Source organism: Meiothermus sp. QL-1, from assembly GCF_003351145.1.
Taxonomy (GTDB): Bacteria; Deinococcota; Deinococci; order Deinococcales; family Thermaceae; genus Meiothermus.
Window position 1 is genome coordinate 90,850 of record NZ_QQSV01000006.1, and the last position, 22,602, is coordinate 113,451.

Below are 22,602 nucleotides of genomic sequence, written 5' to 3' on the forward strand. Positions count from 1 at the left end.
CCTACTCCACCGTCACGCTCTTGGCCAGGTTGCGCGGCCGGTCCACATCGCGCCCCAGGAGCACCGCGGTCTCATAGGCCAAGAGCTGCAGCGGCACCACGCTGACCACCGGGGCCAGCAGGTGGTGAATTCTGGGGACGTAAATCACGTCCTGGGCAAAATTTCGCACCTCGCTGTCGCCCTCGGTGGCCACCGCGATCACCCGCCCGCCCCGGGCCCGCACCTCCTGGATGTTGGAGAGGGTTTTCTCGTAGAAGGGGCTTTGGGTGGCAAGCACCACCACAGGAAGCCGCTCGTCAATCAGAGCAATAGGGCCGTGCTTCATCTCGCCGGCGGGGTAGGCCTCGGCGTGAATGTAGCTGATCTCCTTGAGCTTGAGGGCCCCTTCGTAGGCGGTGGGGGCCTGGATGTGCCTTCCCAGGAATAGGTAGTCCTGGGCCTGGTGGTACTTCTCCGCGACGTGGGCGATGTGGGGGCGCTGTTCCAGGACCTCCTCCACCAGCCGGGGCAGCTTGCGCATCTCCTTGAGGAACTCCCGTGCAGCGGCCTCGTCCAGGCTGCCCCGGCTCCGACCCATCCAGACTGCGAGCATCCCCATTGCAGCCAGCATGGCGATGTAGGCCTTGGTGGAGGCCACCCCGATCTCCGGACCGGCGTGGATGTAGAGGGTATCGTCGACCTCGCGGGTGATGCTGCTGCCTTTGACGTTGATTACCCCCAGCGTTGCGGCACCCCTGCGCTTGGCCTCGCGCAGGGCCTCCAGGGTATCTATGGTTTCGCCCGACTGGCTGATGCCGATGGCCAGGGTTTTTTCGTCCACTATGGGATCGCGGTAGCGGTACTCGGAGGCCACCTCGATTTCCACCGGTACCCGGGCCAAAGCCTCCAGGAGGTACTTCCCTACCCAGGCTGCGTAGTAAGCGGTGCCGCAGGCCACGATGTGCACCTTGTTGTAGTGGGTGGGCTCGAGGCCGAGCCCAAGCTCGACGGTGGCTTCCTCCTCGTAGAGCCGGCCGCCCAGGGTGTTCTCCAGGGTCCGGGGCTGCTCGTAGATCTCCTTGAGCATGTAGTGGGGGTAGCCGCCCTTCTCGGCCGCCTCGAGGCTCCACTCCACCGTCTCCACCACCCGTTCCACCGGGTTGCCGGCGAGATCGGTGACCCGCACCCCCTCGCTACTTACCACCGCCATGTCCCCGTCTTGGAGGAAGATGACCCGCCGGGTGTAGGGCAGGAGGGCCGGCACGTCCGAGGCCACGAAGTTCTCTCCCTCCCCCAGCCCGATCACCAGGGGGCTTACGGTGCGGGCCACCACGATTTCCTCGTGGTTTTTGTGGGCCACCACCAGGGCATAGGCCCCGTAGGCCTCCGATAAGGCCAGCCGCACCGCCTCGACCAGGTCGCCCCGGTACTTTTCCTCGATCAGGTGGGCCAGCACCTCCGAGTCGGTCTCGGAGCTGAAGGTGTGGCCCCGGGCGATCAGGCCCTCCTTGAGGGCCAGGTAGTTCTCGATGATGCCGTTGTGCACCACCACAATATCGCCTTTCTCGGTGCTGTGGGGGTGGGCGTTGGGGTCGGTGGGGGCCCCATGGGTGGCCCAGCGGGTGTGGCCCACCCCAAAGTGCCCCTCCAGGCGGTGCTCCGCCAGGCTGTCGGCCAGCACCTGGAGCTTGCCCGCCCGCTTGACCACCTCGAGCCGCCCGTTGACCTTGACCGCAATCCCCGCCGAGTCGTAGCCGCGGTACTCCAGCCGCCTAAGACCGTCCAGAATAACCTCGCTCGCGTTGCGAAAGCCCACGTACCCTACGATTCCACACATTTGCAAACCTCTCGCGCGCCCAGCGTCCGGGGACGCTGCCCTATACATTCCTCCTCTGGCCCCCGGGGCCAGAGGACCTGCCGTTGAGCCTTCCTAGATTTTTCCCGGTGAGCCCTGCCCCGCGGTTGTCCGGCGCTCGCGCAACCGGCTTTCCCTTGGGGCTTGACTGGCTTGGCCAGCGGAGAGGGAGGGGCTCGCTCCCTGGCGGCATCCGCGGAATCCTTCGATCTTTTGCAGCCTGGCTGCTTATCCCCTGTCCGGGGACCGCCCCCTCGTAAGGTGAAAACTCACCCCCTGCGCTCCTCCTTTTTTGTAGCCCTCCTTTCTGGGGTCTTAATGAACCCCCTTTCATCCTACCCTTTTTTCCCCAATAGGCCCGTTCATACTTGACAGCACAGTCTGGACGCGGTTATGATTCGCGCGGATGTGCAAGGTGAGAGCTTCTTGAGCCCGGTGAGGGAGAAGCCTTGCCGCCGTCCATCGCGGGTGCTGGGGTCTGGGAGAGGAAACACGGCAACTCGCCCCGTATAGTTCCCAGCCTCCGCAAAATGCCAAGGAGGCAAGATGAAAAAGAAGCTAGTGGTCTACTTGGCCGGCCTGCTGACCGTGCTCGGTCTGGGCTTCGGCCAGGCCCAGTTCTCCGATGTACCTGCGGGGCACTGGGCCAAGGAGGCTGTTGAGCGCATCGCAGCCTGCGGGCTCATCACCGGTTTCCCGGACGGCACCTTCCGGGGCAACCAGAACCTGACCCGCTACCAAGCCGCCCTCATCTTCCAGCGCCTGCTGAACGAGATTCAGCAGGGTGGTGAGTGCGTTCGGGGCAGCGGGCAGGGTCTGAGCGAGGAGGACCTGACCGCCATTCGCAATGCCCTGCAGGAGCTGGCCGCTGAGCTGGCTGCTTTGGGCGTGCGGGTCTCGGCCCTGGAGGACAACGCCGCCACCAAGGACGACATCGCCCGCCTCGAGGCCGCCTTGGAGGAGCTGAAGGCCATGCGGGCCCAGCCGGCTGAGCCCGCCCCAGGCATCGACGAGGCCGCTTTGGCCGACCTGGCCGACCGGGTGGAGGCCGCCTCGGTGGCCGCCGACACCGCGCTGGCCCAGGCCCAGGCGCTGGCCGAGCGGCTTGAGCGGGTGGAGGGCGATGTGGCTGCGCTCAAGACCCAGCTCGAGGCCGATGCCGATAGCATCCGTGCCCTCAACGAGCTGGCCGTGCTGCTGAACCAGGACGTGCTCAGCCTGCAGGACCGGGTGACCGCGGTGGAGAAGCAGCTCGCGCAGCTCGGCGAACGGCTGGGCGAGATCAACTTCGACGAGTTTGCCAACCGCGAAGACGTGAGCGCCATCCAGGAGTTCGCCACCGCCCTGCGGGCCGACCTGGTGCGCCTGGCCGACCGGGTGAGCGCCCTCGATGCCCGCGTGGGCGGCCTGGACAGCCGCCTGGCTGCGGTGGAAGGCACCCGCCCCACCCTGACCGGTAACATCCTGGCCCGCTACGGCTACCGCATTCAGTCCGGTTCCCCTGACTTCGACATCGACCGGCTCTTCCCGGCCACAGGGTTCGCCCAAGACAGCGATGGGCCCGACTTCACCACGCAGGCGGACTCTTACTTCCAGACCGACCTGACCTTCGGCATCAAGCGCACCCCCACCACCACCACCGGGTTTAACCTCTCCGAGGCCAACGCCACCATTCGCTTCAGCGGGGGCAACGGCCAGATTCAGGTGCCCGGCAACACCGTCGCTTTCCGCAGCGCTGCCGTGGTGGGCGATGTGAACGGGCAGCCGGTGGCCATCCGCTATAACGTGAACAACACCTTCCGCTTCACCCCCTACTTCATGAACAACGGTTCGGATCCGGCGGGCAGCGGCGTGGTGGTCACCGCCAACCTGAACAAAGCCCTGCTCGCGCCCAGCTTCACCATTGCCCTGGGCAGCACCGCCAGCGCGACCACCCAGGCCAACGCAGGCGATGGCGACTACTTCGGTATCCGCGGTACCGTGAGCCTGCTGGGCCTCAACCTGGGGGTCAACTACGCCGAGAACAACTTCGTGGCCGGGCCGGCCAACCGCCGCGCCCTCGCGGGGCTAGACCTGAGCGGCAAGCTGCTGGGCCTGCTGGATCTGCAGCTCGAGGGCATCAACTCCAACAACGTTGCCACCAACACCGCCGACACCCTGTTCTATGCGCAGGCCGGCCTGGGGCTGGGCCCCATCAGCCTGCGGGCCAACTACCGCTCCATTGACACCGACTTCGCCAACGGCGACTGGCCCGGTGGCGCCAACGCCGCGGGTCTTTCCCGCAACGACACCGACCGCATCTTCAACCCGGCCAGCGCTGGTACAGGCTTCGGTGTGATTGCCGGCGCCGACCTGGGCTTCATCAGGCTGAACGGCTACTTCGACAGCAAGAGCAACTACTCTACCTTGGCCAACCCCACCACCGCCTTCGGTGTAGGCGCGGTGCTGGGCCCACTGGCGGGCTTCAACGTTACCGGCTACTTCAACAGCCTGACGGTCGGCGGCACCACCACCTACTCGACCACCAGCCCCTACTCCAACCAGGGCCCGGCCACCCGCGCGGCCTTCGGCACCAACCTTGGGGTGCGCCTTGCCCACGACGGTGCGGCCTCCAGCGCACTCATCCGCGGCTTGAACCTGGCCTTTGAGTTCCGCAGCTCCGATGGTGCCAACGCCGCCTTCAGCTCCAACGGCGCCCGCACCGACTTGGTGGGCGAGGCTAGCTACGCTCTGACCCTGGGGCCCATCACCATTACCCCCAACTTCCGCTTCCACGGTTATACGGCCGCAACCACGCCCGGCACCGAGGTGAACTACACCACCCTCAAGTACGGCGTTCAGCTTTCCACCCAGCCGCTCTTCTTCGGCCTTAGCCTGAACGGCGCCTTTGCCCAGCGCAACACCGACTTTGCGGCCGGCACCGACGCCAGCGAGACCCTGATCCGCCTGGGCGTGAGCCTGGCCGACTTCCTGCTGCCCGGGGCCACCCTGGCGGTGGATGCCGCCCAGCTCACTGGCACGGGCGTGGGGGCCTTCACGACCCGCGCTGCCAACACCCCCTTCGACACCACTGTTGACCGTCTCTTCAACGGCCCCAGCGCTGGCTTTGGCCCTGTAGCCCCGGCTACGGGCGACGGCGGTGTGAAGGGTCTGCAGGTGCGCTACACCTATGCGGGCTGGGGCGTCTGGTGGGGCGTCTTCGACCTCGACAACAACGCCACTGACTTTGCCACCATCGAGAACACCGTTCGTGCCTTCCGCATCTTCTACACCCTGAACTTCTAGTCCAGGGATTTATCCGGCCCCGCCCCCAAGGGGCGGGGCTCCTTTTTTACAGCAGCCCGGCCCGGGCCAGAAGGGCCTTGGGGTTGGGGTCGCGCCCCATGAAGCGGCGGAAGAGCTCGGCGGGCTCGGCGGCGTTGCCCTGGCTCAGGATGTGGGCGATGAACTCCTCCCCGGTCTTGCGGTTGAAGATGCCCTCGGCCTTGAAGCGGGAGAATGCATCGGCGTCCAGCACCTCGGCCCACTTGTAGGAGTAGTAGCCCGCGGCATACCCCACCGGGTGGCCGAAGAGGTGGGCGAAGCCGGCCACGAAAGCGAAGGACTCGGGCAGGGGGGCCGGGAAGAAGGGCTGCATCACCTCCCTGGCGTAGGCCACCACGTCGCCCTTGGCCGGGGTGTAGTGCACGTGCAGATGGAGGTCCAGGGTACCGAAGGCCAGCTGGCGCATGCCCAGGAGGGCGGCCTGGTGGTTGCGGGCCCGTTGGAGCTTTTCGAAGAGCTCTTCTGGCAGGGGTTCGCCGGTCTCGTGGTGGCGGGCGAAGAGGTCCAGGGCCTCGCGCTCCCAGCACCAGTTCTCCATGATCTGGCTGGGCAGCTCCACGAAGTCGCGGGCTACCTGGGTGCCGGCCAGGCTCTGCACCTCCACGCTGGAGAAGGCCAGGTGCAGCAGGTGGCCGAACTCGTGGAAGATGGTCTCCACCTCGCGGTGGGTGAGTAGGGCAGGCCGGTCCCCCACCGGGGGGGTCAGGTTGGCACAGATGAGGCCCAGGTGGGGCTCGCCCCGGCGCACCCCGCGATAGAGGGTGTTCATCCAGGCCCCCCCGCGCTTGTTCTCCCGAGGGTGCCAGTCGGTGAAGAAGCGGCAGATGAGCTCGCCCTGGCGGTGGATCTCGTAGACCCGTACCTCGGGGTGCCAGGTTTTTACCCCGCCCACCTCCCGCACCTCTACCCCAAAGACCCGCCGCGCGATTTCGAAGAGACCCTCCAGCACCCTGGGCAGAGGAAAGTAGGGGCGCAGGGCTTCCTCGTCGAGGTCGTAGAGGGCCCGGCGCTGTTTCTCGGCATAGTAGGCGATGTCCCAGGGGGCTAGGGTGGGCGCCTCGGGGCCCTCCAGCTCGCGGCGGAAGGCCTGCAAGGCTTCCAGCTCGCGCTTGAAGTGGGGTTCGTAGGCGGCCTTCAGCTCCTCCTCGAAGCGCAGGGCTCGCTCGGCGCTGCCAGCCATGCGGTCTTCCAGCACGTAGTCGGCGAAGTTGGCGTAGCCCAGAATCTGAGCTTTCTCGCGCCGGAGGGCCAGGATCTCCTCGATCAGGGGGCGGTTGTCGTGGCTTCCCTGGGTGGCCCGGGTGTAGTAGGCCAGGTAGGCGGCCCTGCGAATCTCGGGGTCGTCCAGGTAGGTCTGCAGGGCCTGAAAACTGGGCTGCTGCAGGGTGAAGCGGTAGCCCGTTCGTCCCCGGGCCTGGGCGCTTTCTCGGGCGGCTTTTCGGGCGCTTTCTGGCAGGCCTTTCACCTGGTCTTCGTCCAGGTAGAGCTCCCAGGCCGCGGTGGCGTCGGTAAGGTTTTGCTCAAACTGCGCCGTGAGCTCGGCCAGGCGGGTGTTGATGGCCTCGAGCCGGGCCTTTTTTTCGGGGGGCAGGTCGGCCCCCTGGCGGCGGAACTGGTCCAGGCGGAGCTTGAGGAAGCGGGCCCACTCGGGGCTGAGCTCCTGGGCTGCGGGGCTTTGGGCGAGCTCTCTGAGGGCCTGGTAGAGTTCGCTCGAGAGCTGGACCCGGGTGGTGAAGGCGGTGACAGGGGGGATGACAGCGCGGTAGGCCGCCCGCAGCTCGGGGGTGGAGGCTACGCTCTCTAGGTGGGCCACCAGGTTGAAAGCGAAGTAGAGGCGCTCCCCCAGCCGGTCCAAGGGCCGCAGGGTGTTCTCCAGGGTGCGGGGGCCCGCTACCCCGAGGAGGGCCTCCAGCTCAGCCTCGGCCTCCCGGAGCAGGGCCTGGATGGCTGGCTCAATGTGGGCGGGCTGTATCTCGTCGAAGGGGATGTCGAAGCGTATCTCCGTCAGGGGGTTTTTATCCATGGGGCCTCAGTATATTTGGGTCGGGTTTCAGGCAAAGAGCCTCAGGCTCCCATTCCCGAGAACTGGCGGAGCCCCTTGCGCCAGAGCCAGCGGTTGAGAACCCAGAAGAGCACAAACCAGACCCCCAGCACCACGAAGCCATGGCCGGGCACGGGCAGCCCGGCAAAAAGCGAGGCGGGGAAGTAGACCAGATAGGGGAAGGGCGTGAGCAGGGCCAGCGTCCGCACCGCCTCGGGGAAGACCGAGAGGGGGGCGATGAGCCCCGAGAGGAACAGGTAGGCCACGAACCATAGCTCCTCCACCGCCGCGGCCCGCTCGGTCCAGAAAGCGAGCAGGGCAAAGGTGTACTGCATCAAAAAGCGCAGCAAAAAAGCCGCTGCTGAGGCCAATAGGCCGAGCAGAAGGTCCCCTATCTCCGGCACAAAGCGGGCCTGGGGGTAGATCAGCAGGAACACCGCCACTATGGCGAGCCCAAAGGGGAGCCGGGTCAGGCGTTCGGCCAGGTGCTGGATGAGGTGGTCCCATCCTGGGTCCAGGGGCCTCAGGAGCTTGAAGGAGAGGCGCCCCTGTACCACATCGTCCTGGAACTCCCAGACCACCCAGACGATGGTGAGCTGGCGCACCAGGAACACGCACAGGAAGTAGCGGGCGAACTCCGAAGCTGAGAGGGCGAAGCTGCCTCCCTCGGCGGCCTCGGTCCAGACGCCCATCAGGATAAGGGGCAGAGCAGAGGAAAGGGCCCACAAGACAACCTCGGCCCGGTACTCCAGGAAGTAGGCGTACCAAACAGACAAGAGAACGTAGAGCTTGCGCAGCATGCTTTGACCCAAAGGACCGAGCCAGGCGGTCTATGCTGAAGTATATGTTTTCATGGCTGGAGTCCTGGGGGTACGAGGCCCAGGGGGGGCGTGACCTGCGGATTGACTGGCTGAGGGGGTTCTGCCTCTTTGCCATGACCATAGACCACATAGGCGGGGAGTCCTTTTTGTATGTGTTTTCGGGCCGGCTCAACTTCTACATCAGCGCGGCCGAGGGGTTCTACTTTATCTCGGGCCTGACCCTGGGTCTCCTGGCCAGCCGCCAGACCCTCTTGCAGACCCTCGAGCGAACCTTTTCCCGCACCCTGGTGCTCTACCGCACTGCTGTTCTTATCGCTTTGGGCTTCATGGCCCTGAGCCTGCTCGGGCTCAAGGTCTGGTACGACCCCTGGGACCGAAAGCAAAACCTAGTGGAGTTCGTGGCCGGGGTCCTGACCCTCCAGAACGGCTACAATGGCTCGGAGATTCTGGGGCTCTACGTACTCTACATGCTCTTTGCCCCGCTGGCCTTCTGGCTGATGTACCGCGGGCGGACCTGGGTGGTGCTGCTGGCGGCGGGCGTGGTCTACGGGCTAAGCCAGGCCTACCCCCAGGTGGTGGGGGCGCCCATCGCCTCGGTCTTCAAGGCCGCAGCCTGGCAGATTCTGTTCTTCGGCGGGATGGTGCTGGGCTTTCACCGCCAGGCGCTGGCCCGGTTTTGGGCGGCAAGGCCGCGGTGGCGGGATGCTCTGGGGGCGGGCGTTTTGCTCCTGGCAGGGCTCATGCTGGTTGGGCATGTCCGGGGCTGGTTTCCTTCCGTAGACCAGGCAGTGCTGGGCCCGGCCCACACCGAGGCCCTGGTATGGCCAAGGCTTCTTTTGGTGGCCCTGTACCTGCAGGCCTTCTACCTGCTGGTTACCTGGTTCTGGCGCCCTCTGGCGTGCGGGCTGGGCTGGTTTTTGCTGCCCTTGGGCTCGGCCTCCTTGTGGGCCTTCACCTGGCACCTTCTGGTCATGGTCCCCCTCTACAACCTGACCGACTACTGGGCCCTGACCCAGAACCCGTGGATGGGAACACTCCTGCAGACCCTGGCCCTGGGGGTGATCTGGGGATCCATCCTGCTTTACCGCCGCTGGCGCGCCCGTGTCCTCTAGACCGTGCCCAGCCTGGCCTCATCGTCTAGGTTGGCTTCCGCTTCTTCCTTCCTATCCTGGGTTTGCCCCTCGAGCCGGCGGATTTCCTCGATGAAGTTTTCCAGACTATCGAACTCGCGGTAGACCGAGGCGAAGCGGATGTAGGCCACCGGGTCGAGCTCCTTGAGGAAGGCTAAAGAGCGCAGGCCTATCTCCTCCGAGGTGATCTCCATCTCCTTGACGGTGTCCTCGAAGCCAAAGGCGAAGGCCTGCAGGACGCTGGGGTCGATGGGCCGCTTGCGGGCGGCCAGGGTCAGCCCTCGCAGCAGCTTGTTGGGGTCGAAGGTTTCCTTGCGGCCGGAGCGCTTGATGACCACCAGCGGTTCCACCTGGGCCCGCTCGTAGGTGGTGAAGCGCCGCCTGCAAGCAGGGCACTCCCGCCGTCGGCGGATCACCGAGCCCTCGTCCGAGGGGCGGGAGTCCAACACGCGGCTGTCGGGGTGTCCGCAGAAGGGGCAGTTCATGGCAGTTCCCGCAGCAGGTCGTAGATCTCCGGCTGATGGGGGGGGTCGGGCAGCAGCACCTCCAGCATCTGCCCCCGCACCCCCTCCGAGACCATGGAGCCGAGCGCCACCGCCACCCGCACCAGGGGCCTGTCGTGCTCCTCGCTCACCGGGTCGCGGCTGGGGATGACCCCGTTGACCCGCACGTTGGTGGGGAAGATGCGCGTGGCCCCTTCGATCAGGCCTGCCACCGCACCCCGGATGGCCGCCACGTGGGGCTGGTCGCGCTGAAGGGGGGGGAGCACCAGGGTCACGAAGCCGCCCCCGCTCAGGTAGCGCAGGCCCTGCTGGAGCACGTAGAGGCTCGACTTCACGTCGGCGTTCAGAAGGTCGTACCACTCGGTTTCCAAAAGCTCCACGAAGGGGGTCTTGCTCTCAGCGCTGGTCACGTGCACGATGCCGTCCAGCATGCCGAAGAGCTCCTCGATCTTCTCGAAGGTGCTCATCACATCCAGCACCACCGACATATCCCCCCGGATGGGGATGGCGGTGGCCCCGAGCTGTTCTACCTCAGAGGCGACGGCGGTGGCCATCTCCACATCGGGGTCCACGGTGATGAGCGTGGCCCCGTTGCGGGCGTAAGAGCGGGCGATGGAGCGGCCGAAGCCCCTACCGGCCCCTGTGACCATCACCACCCGCTGCTCCAGACCTAGCAAATCTCGTGAAAATTCGACCATTAGCCCCCATCATAGCGCAAAGGGGGCGGCCTAGTCGGCAGCCTGGGGCAGCCGCAGGGCTTCCTCCAGGCCCTGAAGCTTCAGGAAAACCTCGGCCAGGTGGGGGTCCAGGTGGCCCCCGAGCGCGCTGCGCCAGAGCTCGCAGGCGGCCTCCAGGGGCATCATGGCCTCCTTATAGGGGCGTTTGGAGCAGAGGGCGTCGAAGACGTCACAAACCGCGAAGATGCGGGCTGGGAGGGGAATCTGTTCACCAAGGAGGCCATCCGGGTAGCCGCGCCCGTCGTAGCGCTCGTGGTGGTGGCGCACCACCTGGCGGGCTCCTTCCGGCACGAAGGGCAGGTGGCGCACCAGGTCATCGCCAAGCTGGGTGTGGGTTTTCATGGCCTCGAACTCTTCGGGGGTGAGCCGGCCCGGTTTGAGCAGGATGGCATCGGGGATGGCCAGCTTGCCCACGTCGTGCAGGTAGGCCCCCCAGCGCAGGTCTCGCAGTGCGGTCTCGCCGAGGCCCAAAGCCCGGCCCAGCGCCTCGGCCATGGCGGCCACCCGGTCGGTGTGGCCGGCGGTCTCCCGGTCGCGGGCCTCTATGGCCAGCCCGATGGCCCGTAGAGCCCCCTCGTAGGCGGCCTCGAGCTGCCGGGTGCGCTCCAACCGCAAAAGCAAGGCCCCCAGCATCTGGACCGCTCCCTTGAGCAGGCGAACCTCGGCGGGGCCCCAGCCTGGGCTGGGCTCGAGGCGGAACAGGGCCAGCCCGGCCTCGAGCTCGGGCTCCTGCACCACCTTCATCAGGTAGAGCCCCCTGAGGCCCATTTCGGCGTAGGGCTTCAGCAGGGGGTGCTCCTGGGTGTCCCCCGCCTGCACCTCCTCCCCGGCGAAGACCCGCTGGGCCAGGGGGTGCTCGGCCGGCACGGGTTCTTGCAGGACCCTCTCTAGCCCATTCCCCAGCTGCCCGCTCAGGGCCCGCATGCGGTAGGCTGCTCCCTCCCGCACCCAAAGCCCTACCCCGTCGGCGTGGGCCATCCGGCGGATCTTCTCTAGGGCCTGGTTCAAGGAGGCGTCGCTGTGGCCCAGCATGAAGGAGAGCTCGAGCAAGGCGGTCTTTTCGGCCACCTCGGCCTCCAGGCTCTCGCTGGCCCGCACCCGCTCCAGGGTGTTGGCCGCGATGTTGCCGATGACCTGCATGAGGCGCACATCCCGCTCGGTGTAGGAGGCCACGCCGTTGCGGGCCGAGAGCAGGGCCCCCAGAGGCTCGCCCCTGGAGTTGATGAGGGGCACCGCGATCTCCGAGCAGGCCGGTTTGGCCTGGCGGAACAGGCCATAGGCCCGGGGGTCTTCATGGGCGTTGTGGCTCCAGATGGGGGCCCGGGCTTCCACTGCGGCCCAGCTAAAGCCCCGCCCCCGGGGAATCCGCCAGTCCAGGCCCACCAGAAAGAAGCCCGCCGCCGCGTAGCAGCGCATGTGCTGGCCATCGGGTTCAATCAAGAGCAAGGCAGCGTGCTCGGAGTTCATGAGGCGGACGGTCTCCCGCACCAGCCGCTTGGCAATGGCCGCGGTGCCCTTGAGGCCCCGCAGGGCCCCGCTCAGGGCCTCGATGACCTCGAACTCGCGGATGCGGGCCTCGAGTTCGGCCCGCTGCCGCCGTGCGGCCAGCAGCACCGCCACCTGCAAAGCGTACTGGCGGGCCACCTCCACCGAGTGCTCGGTGAAGGCCTGGTCGCGGAAGGCGTCCAGGTTAATCTCGGCCACCACCTCACCCCCAAGCCGGATGGGGAGGCAGAGGTTGGAGCGAATCTGCCGGACGCGCCCAGGGTGGCTGGCCGATTCGAGCCGCCGGGTGAGCTGCCCGTTGCCGGAGTGGGTGGCCTGGATGCGCTGGATTTCAGCCCGGTTGGCAATCCGGGGCTGGCCCTGCCGCCAGGCCTCGGGGTTGCCGTGCCAGGCCATGGCCTCTTCCTCGCTGCTCTCCAGGCCCAGGATGCCCTCGCCAAAGCCCTCCTGGGCTACAAAGACGAAGCGGTGACCCTGGCGCAGCCGGAGGCTTCCGGCCTGGGCCCCGGGCACCACCCGCACCGCCGACTGGAGCAGCTTGGACCAGAGCGCCTCGTCCGGGTGCTGCACCAAAGCCTCCATGGTCTGAAGCAGGGTGGTGTAGGCGCGCTCGAGGGGGCGCGCGGGAGGGTTTTTCCGCGTCCACTCCAGGTACCCCCAAAGCAGCGGAGCGCTCAGGGCTGCCTGAAGGGCAAGCCCCAGCAGCACCTCTTCCCCGAGGGGATAAAGCCCCCAAAGAAGACCGATATTGACGAGGAGCAGCAGGGCCATGGAGTAGAGCAGGGCCCCAATCCGGCTCCGGGCCGCCCAGCGGGGATAGAGCCAGCGCACTGCTATTGCCCCCGCAAGCAGGCTTAGCCCGTGAAGCCCGACGTGGAGGGCCACGCTGCTCGCTGGGGGGGCAGGGTAGGGAAGGTTATCGTCGATCCAGGCGTAAAGCCCCAGCGCCAAGAGGTTGATCCAAAGAAGGCCCAGCAGGGTGTTGCGCCAGCGCTGCTCCCCGTCCAGAATGGCCAGCGCTAGAAGGCCGAGCTGCAGGGCAAGGGTGAGCTCGGCGTAAAGCGCGGTCAGGTTGAGGAGCAAGGAGGTGCTGAGCGCAGCAAGGTTGAGGGCCGCGGCCAGCATGACCCAGGGCACTAGGCTCCAGCGCTCCCGGCCCCAGTGGGCCACCAGCAGCAGCGCGGTGATGAGTAGGGCGATGCCAACCCCTGCCGTTCCCACAACAACCTAAGGCTAGCCCAGCGGCTTTCTAATCTTCCGGCATTTGCACCAAGCCGCTACCCCTGCCGTTACGTGTGTCAGGGAAAAGTCACGCGCGATTTATGCCCCTCGGGCTGCCGCAAAGGCCCGGTAAAATCCAAGGCATGGACCTGCGCCCTTATCTGGAGACCGCCCTCGAGGCGGCCTACTTGGCCCAGGGCATCCACCAGTACTACCAGGCCAAAGGCTTCACCCAGCGCAGCAAGTCCACCCCCACCGACCTGGTGACCCAAGCCGACCAGGAGTCGGAGGCGGCCATCCGCGAGCTCATCGCCGCGCGCTTTCCTGACCATGTGGTGCTGGGGGAGGAGGCAGGGCAGGAGGGGGAGGGGGCCTTTCGCTGGATTGTGGACCCGCTGGACGGCACGGTGAACTACGCCCATGGGTTTCCCTTCTACGCGGTGAGCATCGGCCTCGAGGTGGGGGGCGAGGTGGTGCTGGGGGTGATACTGGACACCGCCCGGGGTGAGCTTTTCACCGCTACCAAGGGGGGCGGGGCCTATCTGAATGGGCGGCCCATCCGGGTCTCGAGCCGCGACCAACTCTTGGGTAGCCTGCTGGCCACCGGTTTCGCCTACGACGTGCACAAGGACCCGGAGAACGTCCACTACTTCCAGCGGGCCCTGGCCAAAGGGTTGATGGTGCGCCGGCCCGGGGCCGCCGCCCTCGACCTGGCCTATGTGGCCGCCGGTCGGCTGGACGGCTTCTGGGAGGTCAAGCTCAACCCCTGGGACGTGGCCGCGGGCTGGCGGATTCTCCTGGAAGCAGGGGGGCAGATGACGGGGCTGGAGGGGGAGGCCTACCGGCTTGGCAACCGCTACCTGGTGGCCACCAACGGCCTGATCCACCAGGCCCTCCTGGACACCCTTCACGGCCGGTAGGGCCTGGCCTGCCAGGGGTCTTCCGGCCAGGGGTGCTTGGGGTAGCGGCCTCGCAGCTCCTTGCGCACCTCGGGGTAGGTGTTCTCCCAGAAGCTCCGCAGGTCCTGGGTGATTTGGACGGGGCGCCCGGCAGGGGAGAGCAGGTGCAGCATCACGGGGGTGCGCCCCTCGTTGATCCGGGGGGTCTCGGCCAGGCCGAACAGCTCCTGGATCCTTACCGCCAACACAGGTGGGCGGCCATCGGGGAAGTAGGTGAGGCGAACGCGGGCCCCGCTGGGGACCTGGAGGCGGGTAGGGGCCAGGGCCTCGAGCCGCTCAGAGAGGGGCCAAGGCACCAGGCCCCTGAGCAGCTCTTCGAGGGGCAGGCGGGCGAAGTCCTCCCGGCGGCTCACCGGTGAAAGCCAGGGGAGGAGCCAGTCCTCCAGGGTTTCCAGCAGGTGGGCTTCGGATAGGTTGGGCCAGGCCTCCAAGGGCCGCCAGTGCCGCAGGCTCTCCACCCGAGCCTGCCACTGGCGGAGGGCTTCCGTCCAGGGCAAGAGGGCCAGCCCCTTCTGCCGCACCACCCGGCAGAGGAGGGGACCTTTCTGTTCCAGGGAGGGCTCCAGCGCCTCTCGGAACAGCACTAGCTCGCCCACCCGCTGCTGCCGCTCGGCCACCACACCCCGCTGTTCGTCCCACTCCACCACCTCCACCGTGCGGGCCAGGGGGAGCAGGGCCTCCGGCTCAAGCGGCGCGGCCAGGAAGATGCGCCCTTCTTCCACCCCTGCGTCCAGGTGGGCCACCGCCAGCCAGGGGGCCCCGGCCAGGGGGTCGTTCGGGGAGAGGCGCACCCCCCGTCCACTGACCAGCCGGTAGCGCAGCCGCTCGCCCGGGCGCAGGACCGCCAGCCGGTCGGGGTAGGCCAGGGCCAGGAGCCGGCCCACCGCCAGGGGGTCAGGGGGGTCCTTCAGGGGGGCTACCCCCAGCTGGGCGCGCCACCGCCGACTGAGCCGCTCGATGCGGCCAAGCAGGGCTTCGTCGGCCCCCGGGTTCTGCCCGGCCCGCCAGCGCTGCAGGGCTTCGAGGCGCAGGGTGAGGTCGGCCCCGGCCTCCCGCCAGGGGTCGCGCTCCTCCAGCAGGGCCGCCAGGTCTGCGGCCAGGGCGCCTAGGCCCAGGGCCCGCCCTTCTTCGAGCAGGTGGGCCAGCCGGGGGTGGGTGGGCCAGGCTAGGAGCCGCCGGCCCCGCTCGGTAAGGCGGCCCGATGCGAGGGCCCCCAGGGCCTCCAGCAGCTCCTCGGCCTGCCGGAGGGCGCCTTGGGGGGGTGGGGTGAGCCAGTCCAGCGCGAGGGGGTCTTGGACCCCCCATTGGCGGAGCTCGAGCAGAAGCGGGGCCAGATCAGCCTCCAGAATTTCGGGGCTTCGCTCGGGGCGGAGGTGGGCCAGGGTGGCCAGGCTGTAGAGCCGGTAGCAGACCCCGGGCCCGAGCCGTCCAGCCCGCCCAGCCCGCTGCTCGGCCACATCGCGGGTAACCCGCTCGGTCACCAGACGCGTAAGCCCGGTCCTGGGGTCGAAGCGGGGGCGCCGGGTGTACCCTCCGTCCACCACCACCCGGATGTCCTCGATGGTCAGGCTGGTCTCTGCGATAGAGGTGGAGAGCACCACCCTGCGCCGCTGGGGGTCAGGCAGGATGGCCGCCTGCTGGGCTGCCAGGGGGAGTTCGCCGTGAAGCGGGGCAATCTTGAGCCCAGGGTGCTGCTCGGCCAGCTGCCGCCCCACCCGGGCAATCTCGGCCGCGCCGGGCAGAAAGACCAGCACGTCACCGCTTTCCTCCCGTAAGATTCGGCCCACCGCTGCCGCCACCACCTCGCTTAGGGGGCCCTCGGGGTCTTTGGGCAGGTGGCGCACCTCTACCGGGTACTGCCTTCCCTCAGCCCGGACCACTGGGGCCCTCAGGAAGCGGGCCAGCCCTTCTGCCTCCAGCGTGGCCGACATCAGGAGGATGCGCAGGTCCTCGCGCAAGGCGGCCTGCACCTCCCGGCAGAGGAGAAGGCCCAGGTCGGCCTCGAGGCTGCGCTCGTGGAACTCATCGAAGATGACCAGCCCCACCCCCCTTAGCTCCGGGTCGTGCTGCAGCCGGCGAACGAAGAGACCCTCGGTCAGCACCAGGATGCGCGTGGAGGGTCCTTCGCGGCGCTCGAAGCGCACCTGGTAGCCTACGGTTCTGCCCACCTCCTCCCCCAGAAGGGCGCTCATCCGGGCGGCGATGCTTTTGGCGGCCAGGCGGCGCGGTTCCAGCATCCAGATCTGCCGGCCCTCTAGCCAGGCCTCCTCGAGCAGGGCCAAGGGCAGCGCGGTGCTCTTGCCGGCCCCCGGCGGGGCCTGCAGCACCAGGGTGTGCGCCCGGGCCAGGTGGGCGCGGATGGCAGGCAGGACCTGATAAATGGGTAGGGCCTTCTCCATAAGGGGAGCTTGGGCATTTGACGCAGGGCCGCCTCCCGCGGCCTGCTACCCTTGCAGTATGCCAGGGATTGCTTGGCTCGTGCTGCTCCTCGTGGCGGCCTGGATTTCAGCCCAGGTGGTGTTGCGCCCCAGCCTGTGGCGCACCCAGGCCCCTGCGTTGGGCGAGGTGTTCGGGGTTTGGGCCATTCTGACCGGGGTGTTGACGGCGCTTCTGCTCGCTCTTGCCGGCCTGCTGGCCCCGGGGGCTTTTCCTTTTGTCCGCTAAAGCGTTAGCAACGCGTTACGGGAATTTTTTGTGGCATTTTGGCAGTCTCCCTGGGGAGCATAGCTTATTTTGGGGGGGTATGCGTGCGGAGGAGTACCTACCCTGGGCCCTGAGCTTCATTGAGAGCCGGCGCGTGGTGGCGGTGGAGATAAACCCTGAAACAGGAGAGTACAAGGCGCTTTGTGAAAACGGCTCGAGCTATTTCCTGGAGCGGCTCGAGCAGGCCCAGGCCCTCCTGGAGGCTTTGAAGCGAATCCAGGCCGGGCCGGGCTAGGGGCCCTCGATGCGCTTGGCTCCGCGGTAGACCCGCTTGTAGAAGGGGCTGTCCAGGCTTTCGATGACCACCCGGCTGCCGTGGCTGCTGGCGTGGGCGAAGACCCCTCGGCCCAGGTAGATGCCCACGTGGTCTACCGCTCCTCCCCCGAAGCTGAAGAAAACCAGGTCGCCCTGGCGCAGGGCCCCCTGCACCGTGGGCAGCGCTGCCCACTGCTCGCGGCTGGTGCGGGGCAGCCTTATGCCCAGCTCGGCGAAGACCTGCTGCACGAAGGCGGAGCAGTCTACCGCCCGGTTGGACTGGGCTCCAAACACGTAGGGCAGCCCCAGATACTTGAGCACCACCTGGATCAGGGGGTGCTGGGGGTTGAAGTCGGTGTCCGCTGGGGGTTCGGGCGGGGGTTCTGGAGGTAGGGCAGCCTGGGGAATCCGCAGCACCTGGCCCGGGGTGATGACGGTGGAGGTCAGGTTATTTTCCTGCTGCAAAGCCTCCACGCTCGAGCCGTACCGACGGGCAATGGAGTAAAGCGTCTCCCCCCGCTGCACGGTGTGCTCCAGGGCTCTAGCGGGAAGCAAAAGCACTTGGCCCACGCTCAGGGTGGCGTCCTCCAGTCGGTTGAGCTGCATGAGGGTCTCCACCGTGGTCCCGTAGCGCCGGGCGATGGAGTAGAGGGTGTCCCCGCGCTGCACCGTGTGGGTTGGGCTGCTCTGGGACAGGGCCAGAGCGAGGAACCAGGGCAAAATTACAGCTTTGCGCATGTGACAAGTATATGTGTAAAAAAATGCCCCATGTCCTAACCAAACCTTCACAAAAAGGCCATGAATGAAGCGGGTGTTAAGGCCTCTAACCCCGCATTAAGGCCCCACTGGCCTGGCCTCTCACCATGCCTGCTTAGCGTGTGGGTGGGGCTGGTGCGGCCCCTTCCGAGAAGGAGGAATCTATGAAAAAAAGCCGATTCTTCGTCACCCTTGCGATGGCTACATTTTTCGGCCTACTTGCGCAGGCCCAGACCCAGTTTCGCGATGTTCCGGCAGGGCACTGGGCTCAGGAAGCGGTAAACTTTGCAGTGCAATGCGGTCTGATTGAGGGGTTTCCCGACGGTACCTTCCGTGGAAACCAGAACCTGACCCGCTACCAAGCTGCCCTGATTTTCTTCCGTCTGTACCAGACCAACCGCTTAGAGGATGCCCGGCCTGAGTGCCGCCTGGCGGTGGAGCGAGGGGCCCAGGAGGTAGCCCCGGAGATGGAGCAGCTCCGCCAGCGCTACGAGGCGCTGGAACGCACCCAGCAGGACCAGGCCGCCCGCCTGGCTGCGCTGGAGGCCGAGGTGCGGCGGGCCATTGAGGTGAGCCAGCAGGCCCAGGCCCTGCAGGAGCGCCTGGCTGCCCTGGAGCAGCAGGTGCAGCGCCTGGCCCAGGCGCCCACTGCCCCGCAGCCCCAGCCCGCCCCGGCCGGCCCCACCCCGGCAGAGCTTCAGGCCCGCATCGAGGCGCTAGAGCAGCAGGTGCAGCGCCTAGCCCAAGCGCCCGCCACCCCTGCAGCGCCCCAGGAGCTGGCGGCCCTCGAGGCCCGGGTGGCTGCCCTGGAAGAGCAGGTGCGGGCCAAGCCCGATGCTGCCCGGGTAGCCGCTTTGGAGGAGCAGGTGCGCAGCCTGAGCAACCAGGTCACCACCCTGCAGAACCAACTGGGTGAGCTGCGCCAGCAGGTCCAGCAGCCCGCTCCCGCGCCTGCGCCGCAGCCCCAGCCCGAGGTGCGCCCACTGCCCCCAGCCCAGCCCGCAGCGGTTGCGAAGCCCAGTTTCTACCTGGCCGCTGGCGCTGCCCTTGGCATTGTTCCACAGCCTTCGGCGGGCTTCTTTGACAGCAGCAACATCGCCGTAAGCGGGGCGGTAGGGGTGCGCGACGTGGCGGCGGGCTTCGGTTTGCGGGCTGGGGTGGACTACAACCTGGGTACCCAGGCCCTGGGGGTGGAGGCCTACCTCACCCGCCACTTCAGCCAAGGTCCGGTGGGCTTCTACCTGGGTGTTGGGGCCCGCTACCTGCCTGCCCTCACCGACCCTGTCTATGGCTCGGCGGCGGTGGGCCTCGAGTTCAACCCCCAGGGCTCGGTGGGCCTCTTCCTGGAGGCCAACCCCCGCTTCGAGCCCGGCCTGAACTTCGGGCTTGGGGCTAGGGCTGGTGTGAAGCTCAACTTCTAGGCCTTCTAGTCTGAGAAGAGGCCCTTTGGGGGCCTCTTCTGTTGGTATGCTCTGAGGGTGGGCTGGGCGCTGATTCCTGCTGGAATGCTCATCTACATAGCCCTCTATGCGGTGGTGCCCGTGCTGCCTGGATTGGAGCGCCTTTTTGGCGTACCTCCCGGCAGCGCCCACCTGGGCATAAGCCTGCCCTTTTTGGCCCTGGTGCTCCTTTCCCCCCTGGTGCCGCGCATTCCCCTCCCGGTGGGGGTCGTGGTTGGGCTGGGGCTTTTGGGGGTGGGGCTGATGGGTGTCTTGGCGGGCCTTTCACCTAACCTGGCCCTCTGGACCCTTTGCCGCACCCTGCAGGGGGCTTTTGCGGCGCTGGTGCCCGGGCTTTCGCTGGCCCTGCTGCCCCGCCTTTTTCCAAAGCGGCACGCCCAGATGGCGGGTCTCTGGATAGCTGGGAACGTGCTCGGTGGGGGGCTTGGCCGGGGGCTGGGCGGGGTGCTGGCCGAGGCCCTGGGCGAGCGGATGGCGCTGGTGCTGCTCTCCTTGCCGGTGGTCCTGGCGGCGCTTTTCGTGCTTCGGGGGGGCGAGCGGCTCGTGCTTCCGCCACCCCGCTACAGCCTCTCGGCTTGGCCGCTTTATGCCCTGGGCTTTGCCCTGCTCTTCCTCAACTTCTTCCTGGCCAACCTGCTTCCCTACCGGCTGGAGGCCCTGGGGCTTTCCCAGGCCCAGATCGGGGGGGTCTTCTTCGCCTATTTAGCCGGCATCCCGGGCAGCGCCCTGGCGGGCCGCCTGGTCCTCTTTGCAGGCGAGATAGGAGCCTTTCGGCTGGCCTTCGGGGTTGTGGCCCTGGGCGTGATTTTGCAGGTCCCCAACCACCCCCTGCCGATTCTCCTGGGCTTCGTTTTGCTCATGGCCGGTATCTTCACTGCACAGGCAGTGGTAGGTGGAGCCTCAGGGCGCGGCGGCAGCGGGGTGAGCAGCGCCTACATCGCGGCCTTTTACCTGGGGGGTACGGTGGCGGGCCTGGTCTACCCCCCCTTCATCGAGGGGGTCTTGTGGGGCCTGGGGCTGGCCTTGCTGGTGGTCCTGGCCTCGCTGGGGCTGGCCCCCCGGGCGCTGGGCGGTGGGGGGCCTAGACCACGCCCTCTGCTTTGAGCTCCTCGGCCAGCTTCTCGTAGCCCCGTCGGCCCATCAGGGCGTAGGTGTAGGCCTTTCCGAGCTCCACCCCCGGCTGATCGAAGGCGTTGATGTTCCAAAGCTCACCCAGATAGGCGGTCTGCCACATCAGGTGCTGCAGCAGCCAGCCCAGGTGGTAGGCGTCCAGCTTTTCCAGTAGGAGGGTAAAGTTGGGTTGCTGGGCTTTGGCCAGGGCGTGGGCGGTGGCCTTGGCTTCGGCATCGAGCAACTCGAAGAAGGTTTTGCCAAACAGGTAGTCCAGCCCCTCCAGGCCCCTTACCGCCGGAATGGTCAGGTCCTCGCTGGGGTTTTCCAGGCGCACGAAGACCACCAGCTTGTCATGGGGGCCCTCGCGGAAGAGCTGGACCTGGGCGTGTTGGTCGGTGGTACCTATGGCCCGGACCGCGGTCGTACCTGTGCGGACCTCCCGCCCTTCCCGGTCGTACAGCTTGCCCAGGGACTCGTCGTGGAGCTGTACGAACCAGTCGGGCAGGTAGCGCAGCCGGGTGGAGTAGGGCATCAGGACCACGATGTTCAGGCCCCTTTGTGCGAAGAGGTGGTGGATTAGGGCGGTCTGGGCGGGGAGGTTTTGGGCCAGCTCCCCTCGAGCCTGCTCGTTGGCCTTTCGCGCCCCAGCCAGGAGGCTTTCCAGGTCAACCCCAGCAAAGGCCAGCGGCAGGGTGCCCACCGGGCTGGTCACGCTAAACCGTCCCCCCACCGCGGGGGGCACCTCGAAGACGGCCAGCCCCTCGGCCTCGGCATAGGGGCGCAGAAGGCCCTGGGTGGGGTCGGTGGTGACCACCACGTGGCGCCGCCAGTCCTCGGTGGCCTCCAGCCACCGGCGGAAGGCCAGGAAGGCGGCCATGGTCTCGGCGGTAGAGCCCGACTTAGAGATGACGTTGACCAGGGTCTTCTCTGGGTTCAGGCTGCGCAGCAGCCCGAGGATGGGCTCGGGCTCCACGTTGTCCACGAAGTGGAGCCGCACCGGCCCTCTGCCCAGGGCAGCGCTCACGGCCAGGGCTCCCAGGGCCGAGCCGCCGATGCCCAGCACCACCAGGTCCTCCACCCAGGGCTGGGCCCCACGGTAGCGCAGCACCCGGCGCAGGGTCTCGGTATCTTCGGGAACTTCTATCCAGCCCAGAAAGGCCTGGGGGTCGGACCTGCGCGCCCACAGGGCCTCCCGGGCCGCTTCCAGCCGGGGGGCGTACTGCTCCAGGGCCGAGGTCCAGTCGATGCCATTGGGGCCGATGCGGGCCTGGGAAATGTTGCGTAGGTCTAGGCGCAGCATGGGGTTAGGTTACCCCGGCTACTTCCCCATGTATACCCGGCTTAGCGCGTAGGCCACCGAGAGGGCTTTTTCATAGTGCATGCGCAGCGGCCCCAAAAGCGAGAGTTCGCCCACCAAGTCCCCCACCCCAATCCCGGCTTGTACCAGCGAGAGGCCCTCCTCCTCGCCCACCCGGACGTTCATGCCCCCAGGTGGGGTGAAGGTGGCGTCGCTGGGGGCCTCGAAGACTGCGATGGCCTGGCGCAAAAAGGCGGGGTTCTGGGCTTCGGGCTCGCTCAGGAGCAGGGCCATGCCCTCGCGGTACTCCTCCTGGCTGCCCTGGGCAAAGGCCCGGGTGACCGATTCGAAGAGCTCCTGCATGGCCAGGGTGGTGGCCTTGACCTCGGAACTGCGGAAGAGCTGGCGCTCAGCCTCGGTAAGCTGAGCCTCGCTTGGGGTGAAGGAGAGCTCGAGGCGGGCCTCCCGCACCTTTCCCCCCTCCAAAACTGCCACCGCCAGCACCCTACCCGGCGCTAGGTTGGATAGGTGCACCTGCAGCAGCTTAGGGGCGCGGCGGGGCTTGAGCCGCAGCACCGCGGGGTAGCCCGAGAGCCTGGCCGCCACCTGTACCAAAAGGGCCTCGCGCCGCCCCCCCGCCCCCTCCAGCACCTGCGCCAGCTTGTCCAGGGTGGCCTGGGGCAGGGGCCTGGGGGGCAGCTTGGAGAGGGCGTAGTGGCGGAACCCTGCCCGGGTGGGTACCCGGCCGGCGGAGGTGTGGGGTTTTTGGATGAAGCCCTGTTGCTCCAGCTCGATGAGCTCGTAGCGGACCATGGCCGGCGAGAGCGCCAGCGGCTTGGCCAGAGCCCCCGAGGCCACCGGGGCCCGGGTCTCGATGTAGCGATCCACCAGCAGGTGCAGGATGCGCCGCTGCCGCTCGGTCATGGCTAAACCCAGTTTAGA

17 protein-coding genes are annotated in these 22,602 nt (G+C 67.3%); 7 read left to right on the forward strand and 10 right to left on the reverse strand.

Features of this window, described 5'->3' with window-relative positions; translation table 11 throughout:
- Position 1: 1 nt before the first annotated feature.
- Positions 2-1,816: a glutamine--fructose-6-phosphate transaminase (isomerizing) gene (gene glmS / locus DV704_RS08030; protein ID WP_114799063.1), complete on the reverse strand. Its 1,815-nt coding sequence runs from the start codon at positions 1,814-1,816 to the stop codon at positions 2-4.
- A 564-nt stretch (positions 1,817-2,380) separates the two neighbouring features.
- Here glmS and DV704_RS12165 point away from each other — a divergent pair.
- Positions 2,381-5,119: an S-layer homology domain-containing protein gene (locus DV704_RS12165; RefSeq protein WP_158539615.1), complete on the forward strand. Its 2,739-nt coding sequence runs from the start codon at positions 2,381-2,383 to the stop codon at positions 5,117-5,119.
- Between the two features lie 46 nt (positions 5,120-5,165).
- Here DV704_RS12165 and DV704_RS08045 read toward each other — a convergent pair whose 3' ends face one another.
- Positions 5,166-7,181, reverse strand: coding sequence for a M3 family metallopeptidase (locus DV704_RS08045; protein ID WP_114799064.1), 2,016 nt, complete (start codon positions 7,179-7,181; stop codon positions 5,166-5,168).
- A gap of 41 nt (positions 7,182-7,222) precedes the next feature.
- On the reverse strand, positions 7,223-7,996 hold the full coding sequence (locus DV704_RS08050) for an ABC-2 family transporter protein (RefSeq protein ID WP_199489963.1): 774 nt from the start codon (positions 7,994-7,996) through the stop codon (positions 7,223-7,225).
- Between the two features lie 47 nt (positions 7,997-8,043).
- On the opposite strand from DV704_RS08050, the gene opgC reads away from it, so the two are divergent.
- Positions 8,044-9,132: an OpgC domain-containing protein gene (opgC, locus tag DV704_RS08055; protein ID WP_158539616.1), complete on the forward strand. Its 1,089-nt coding sequence runs from the start codon at positions 8,044-8,046 to the stop codon at positions 9,130-9,132.
- On the opposite strand, the gene nrdR is transcribed toward opgC, so the two are convergent.
- From nrdR to DV704_RS08070, 3 genes are read right to left on the reverse strand one after another with little or no spacing between them, the layout of a single operon-like run.
- Entirely contained in the window at positions 9,129-9,635 is a 507-nt protein-coding gene (gene nrdR / locus DV704_RS08060) for a transcriptional regulator NrdR (RefSeq protein ID WP_114799066.1), read from the reverse strand. The two genes, opgC and nrdR, sit on opposite strands and share 4 nt — an antisense overlap.
- Positions 9,632-10,351, reverse strand: coding sequence for an SDR family NAD(P)-dependent oxidoreductase (locus tag DV704_RS08065; RefSeq protein WP_114799067.1), 720 nt, complete (start codon positions 10,349-10,351; stop codon positions 9,632-9,634). Before DV704_RS08065 ends, nrdR begins: the two co-directional genes overlap by 4 nt.
- 30 nt (positions 10,352-10,381) lie before the next feature.
- Positions 10,382-13,117 (reverse strand): HD domain-containing phosphohydrolase, encoded by a 2,736-nt coding sequence (locus tag DV704_RS08070; RefSeq protein WP_233498298.1) that lies wholly within the window; start codon positions 13,115-13,117, stop codon positions 10,382-10,384.
- A gap of 143 nt (positions 13,118-13,260) precedes the next feature.
- Between DV704_RS08070 and DV704_RS08075 the strand changes: the two genes are divergently transcribed.
- Positions 13,261-14,037 carry an inositol monophosphatase family protein gene (locus tag DV704_RS08075; protein WP_114799068.1) on the forward strand — a complete coding sequence of 259 codons (777 nt, stop codon included), beginning with the start codon at positions 13,261-13,263 and terminating at the stop codon, positions 14,035-14,037.
- Here the strand turns inward: DV704_RS08075 and hrpB are convergent.
- Entirely contained in the window at positions 14,025-16,475 is a 2,451-nt protein-coding gene (gene hrpB / locus DV704_RS08080; protein WP_114799069.1) for an ATP-dependent helicase HrpB, read from the reverse strand. The two genes, DV704_RS08075 and hrpB, sit on opposite strands and share 13 nt — an antisense overlap.
- A gap of 58 nt (positions 16,476-16,533) precedes the next feature.
- Between hrpB and DV704_RS08085 the strand changes: the two genes are divergently transcribed.
- Together DV704_RS08085 and DV704_RS08090 are read left to right on the forward strand one after the other, a co-directional pair.
- Entirely contained in the window at positions 16,534-16,740 is a 207-nt protein-coding gene (locus DV704_RS08085; protein ID WP_114799070.1) for a hypothetical protein, read from the forward strand.
- Positions 16,741-16,819: 79 nt separating this feature from the next.
- Positions 16,820-17,014: a hypothetical protein gene (locus DV704_RS08090; RefSeq protein ID WP_114799071.1), complete on the forward strand. Its 195-nt coding sequence runs from the start codon at positions 16,820-16,822 to the stop codon at positions 17,012-17,014.
- On the opposite strand, the gene DV704_RS08095 is transcribed toward DV704_RS08090, so the two are convergent.
- Entirely contained in the window at positions 17,011-17,772 is a 762-nt protein-coding gene (locus DV704_RS08095) for a C40 family peptidase (RefSeq protein WP_114799072.1), read from the reverse strand. The genes DV704_RS08090 and DV704_RS08095 overlap by 4 nt on opposite strands.
- A 182-nt stretch (positions 17,773-17,954) precedes the next feature.
- On the opposite strand from DV704_RS08095, the gene DV704_RS08100 reads away from it, so the two are divergent.
- Complete coding sequence (locus DV704_RS08100; RefSeq protein WP_114799073.1) at positions 17,955-19,211, forward strand: S-layer homology domain-containing protein; 1,257 nt, start codon at positions 17,955-17,957, stop codon at positions 19,209-19,211.
- Positions 19,212-19,268: 57 nt separating this feature from the next.
- Positions 19,269-20,354 carry an MFS transporter gene (locus tag DV704_RS08105; RefSeq protein ID WP_114799074.1) on the forward strand — a complete coding sequence of 362 codons (1,086 nt, stop codon included), beginning with the start codon at positions 19,269-19,271 and terminating at the stop codon, positions 20,352-20,354.
- Here DV704_RS08105 and DV704_RS08110 read toward each other — a convergent pair.
- Positions 20,332-21,663, reverse strand: coding sequence for a glucose-6-phosphate isomerase (locus tag DV704_RS08110; protein ID WP_114799075.1), 1,332 nt, complete (start codon positions 21,661-21,663; stop codon positions 20,332-20,334). The genes DV704_RS08105 and DV704_RS08110 overlap by 23 nt on opposite strands.
- 18 nt (positions 21,664-21,681) lie before the next feature.
- On the reverse strand, positions 21,682-22,584 hold the full coding sequence (locus tag DV704_RS08115; RefSeq protein WP_114799076.1) for an HrcA family transcriptional regulator: 903 nt from the start codon (positions 22,582-22,584) through the stop codon (positions 21,682-21,684).
- Positions 22,585-22,602: the final 18 nt, after the last annotated feature.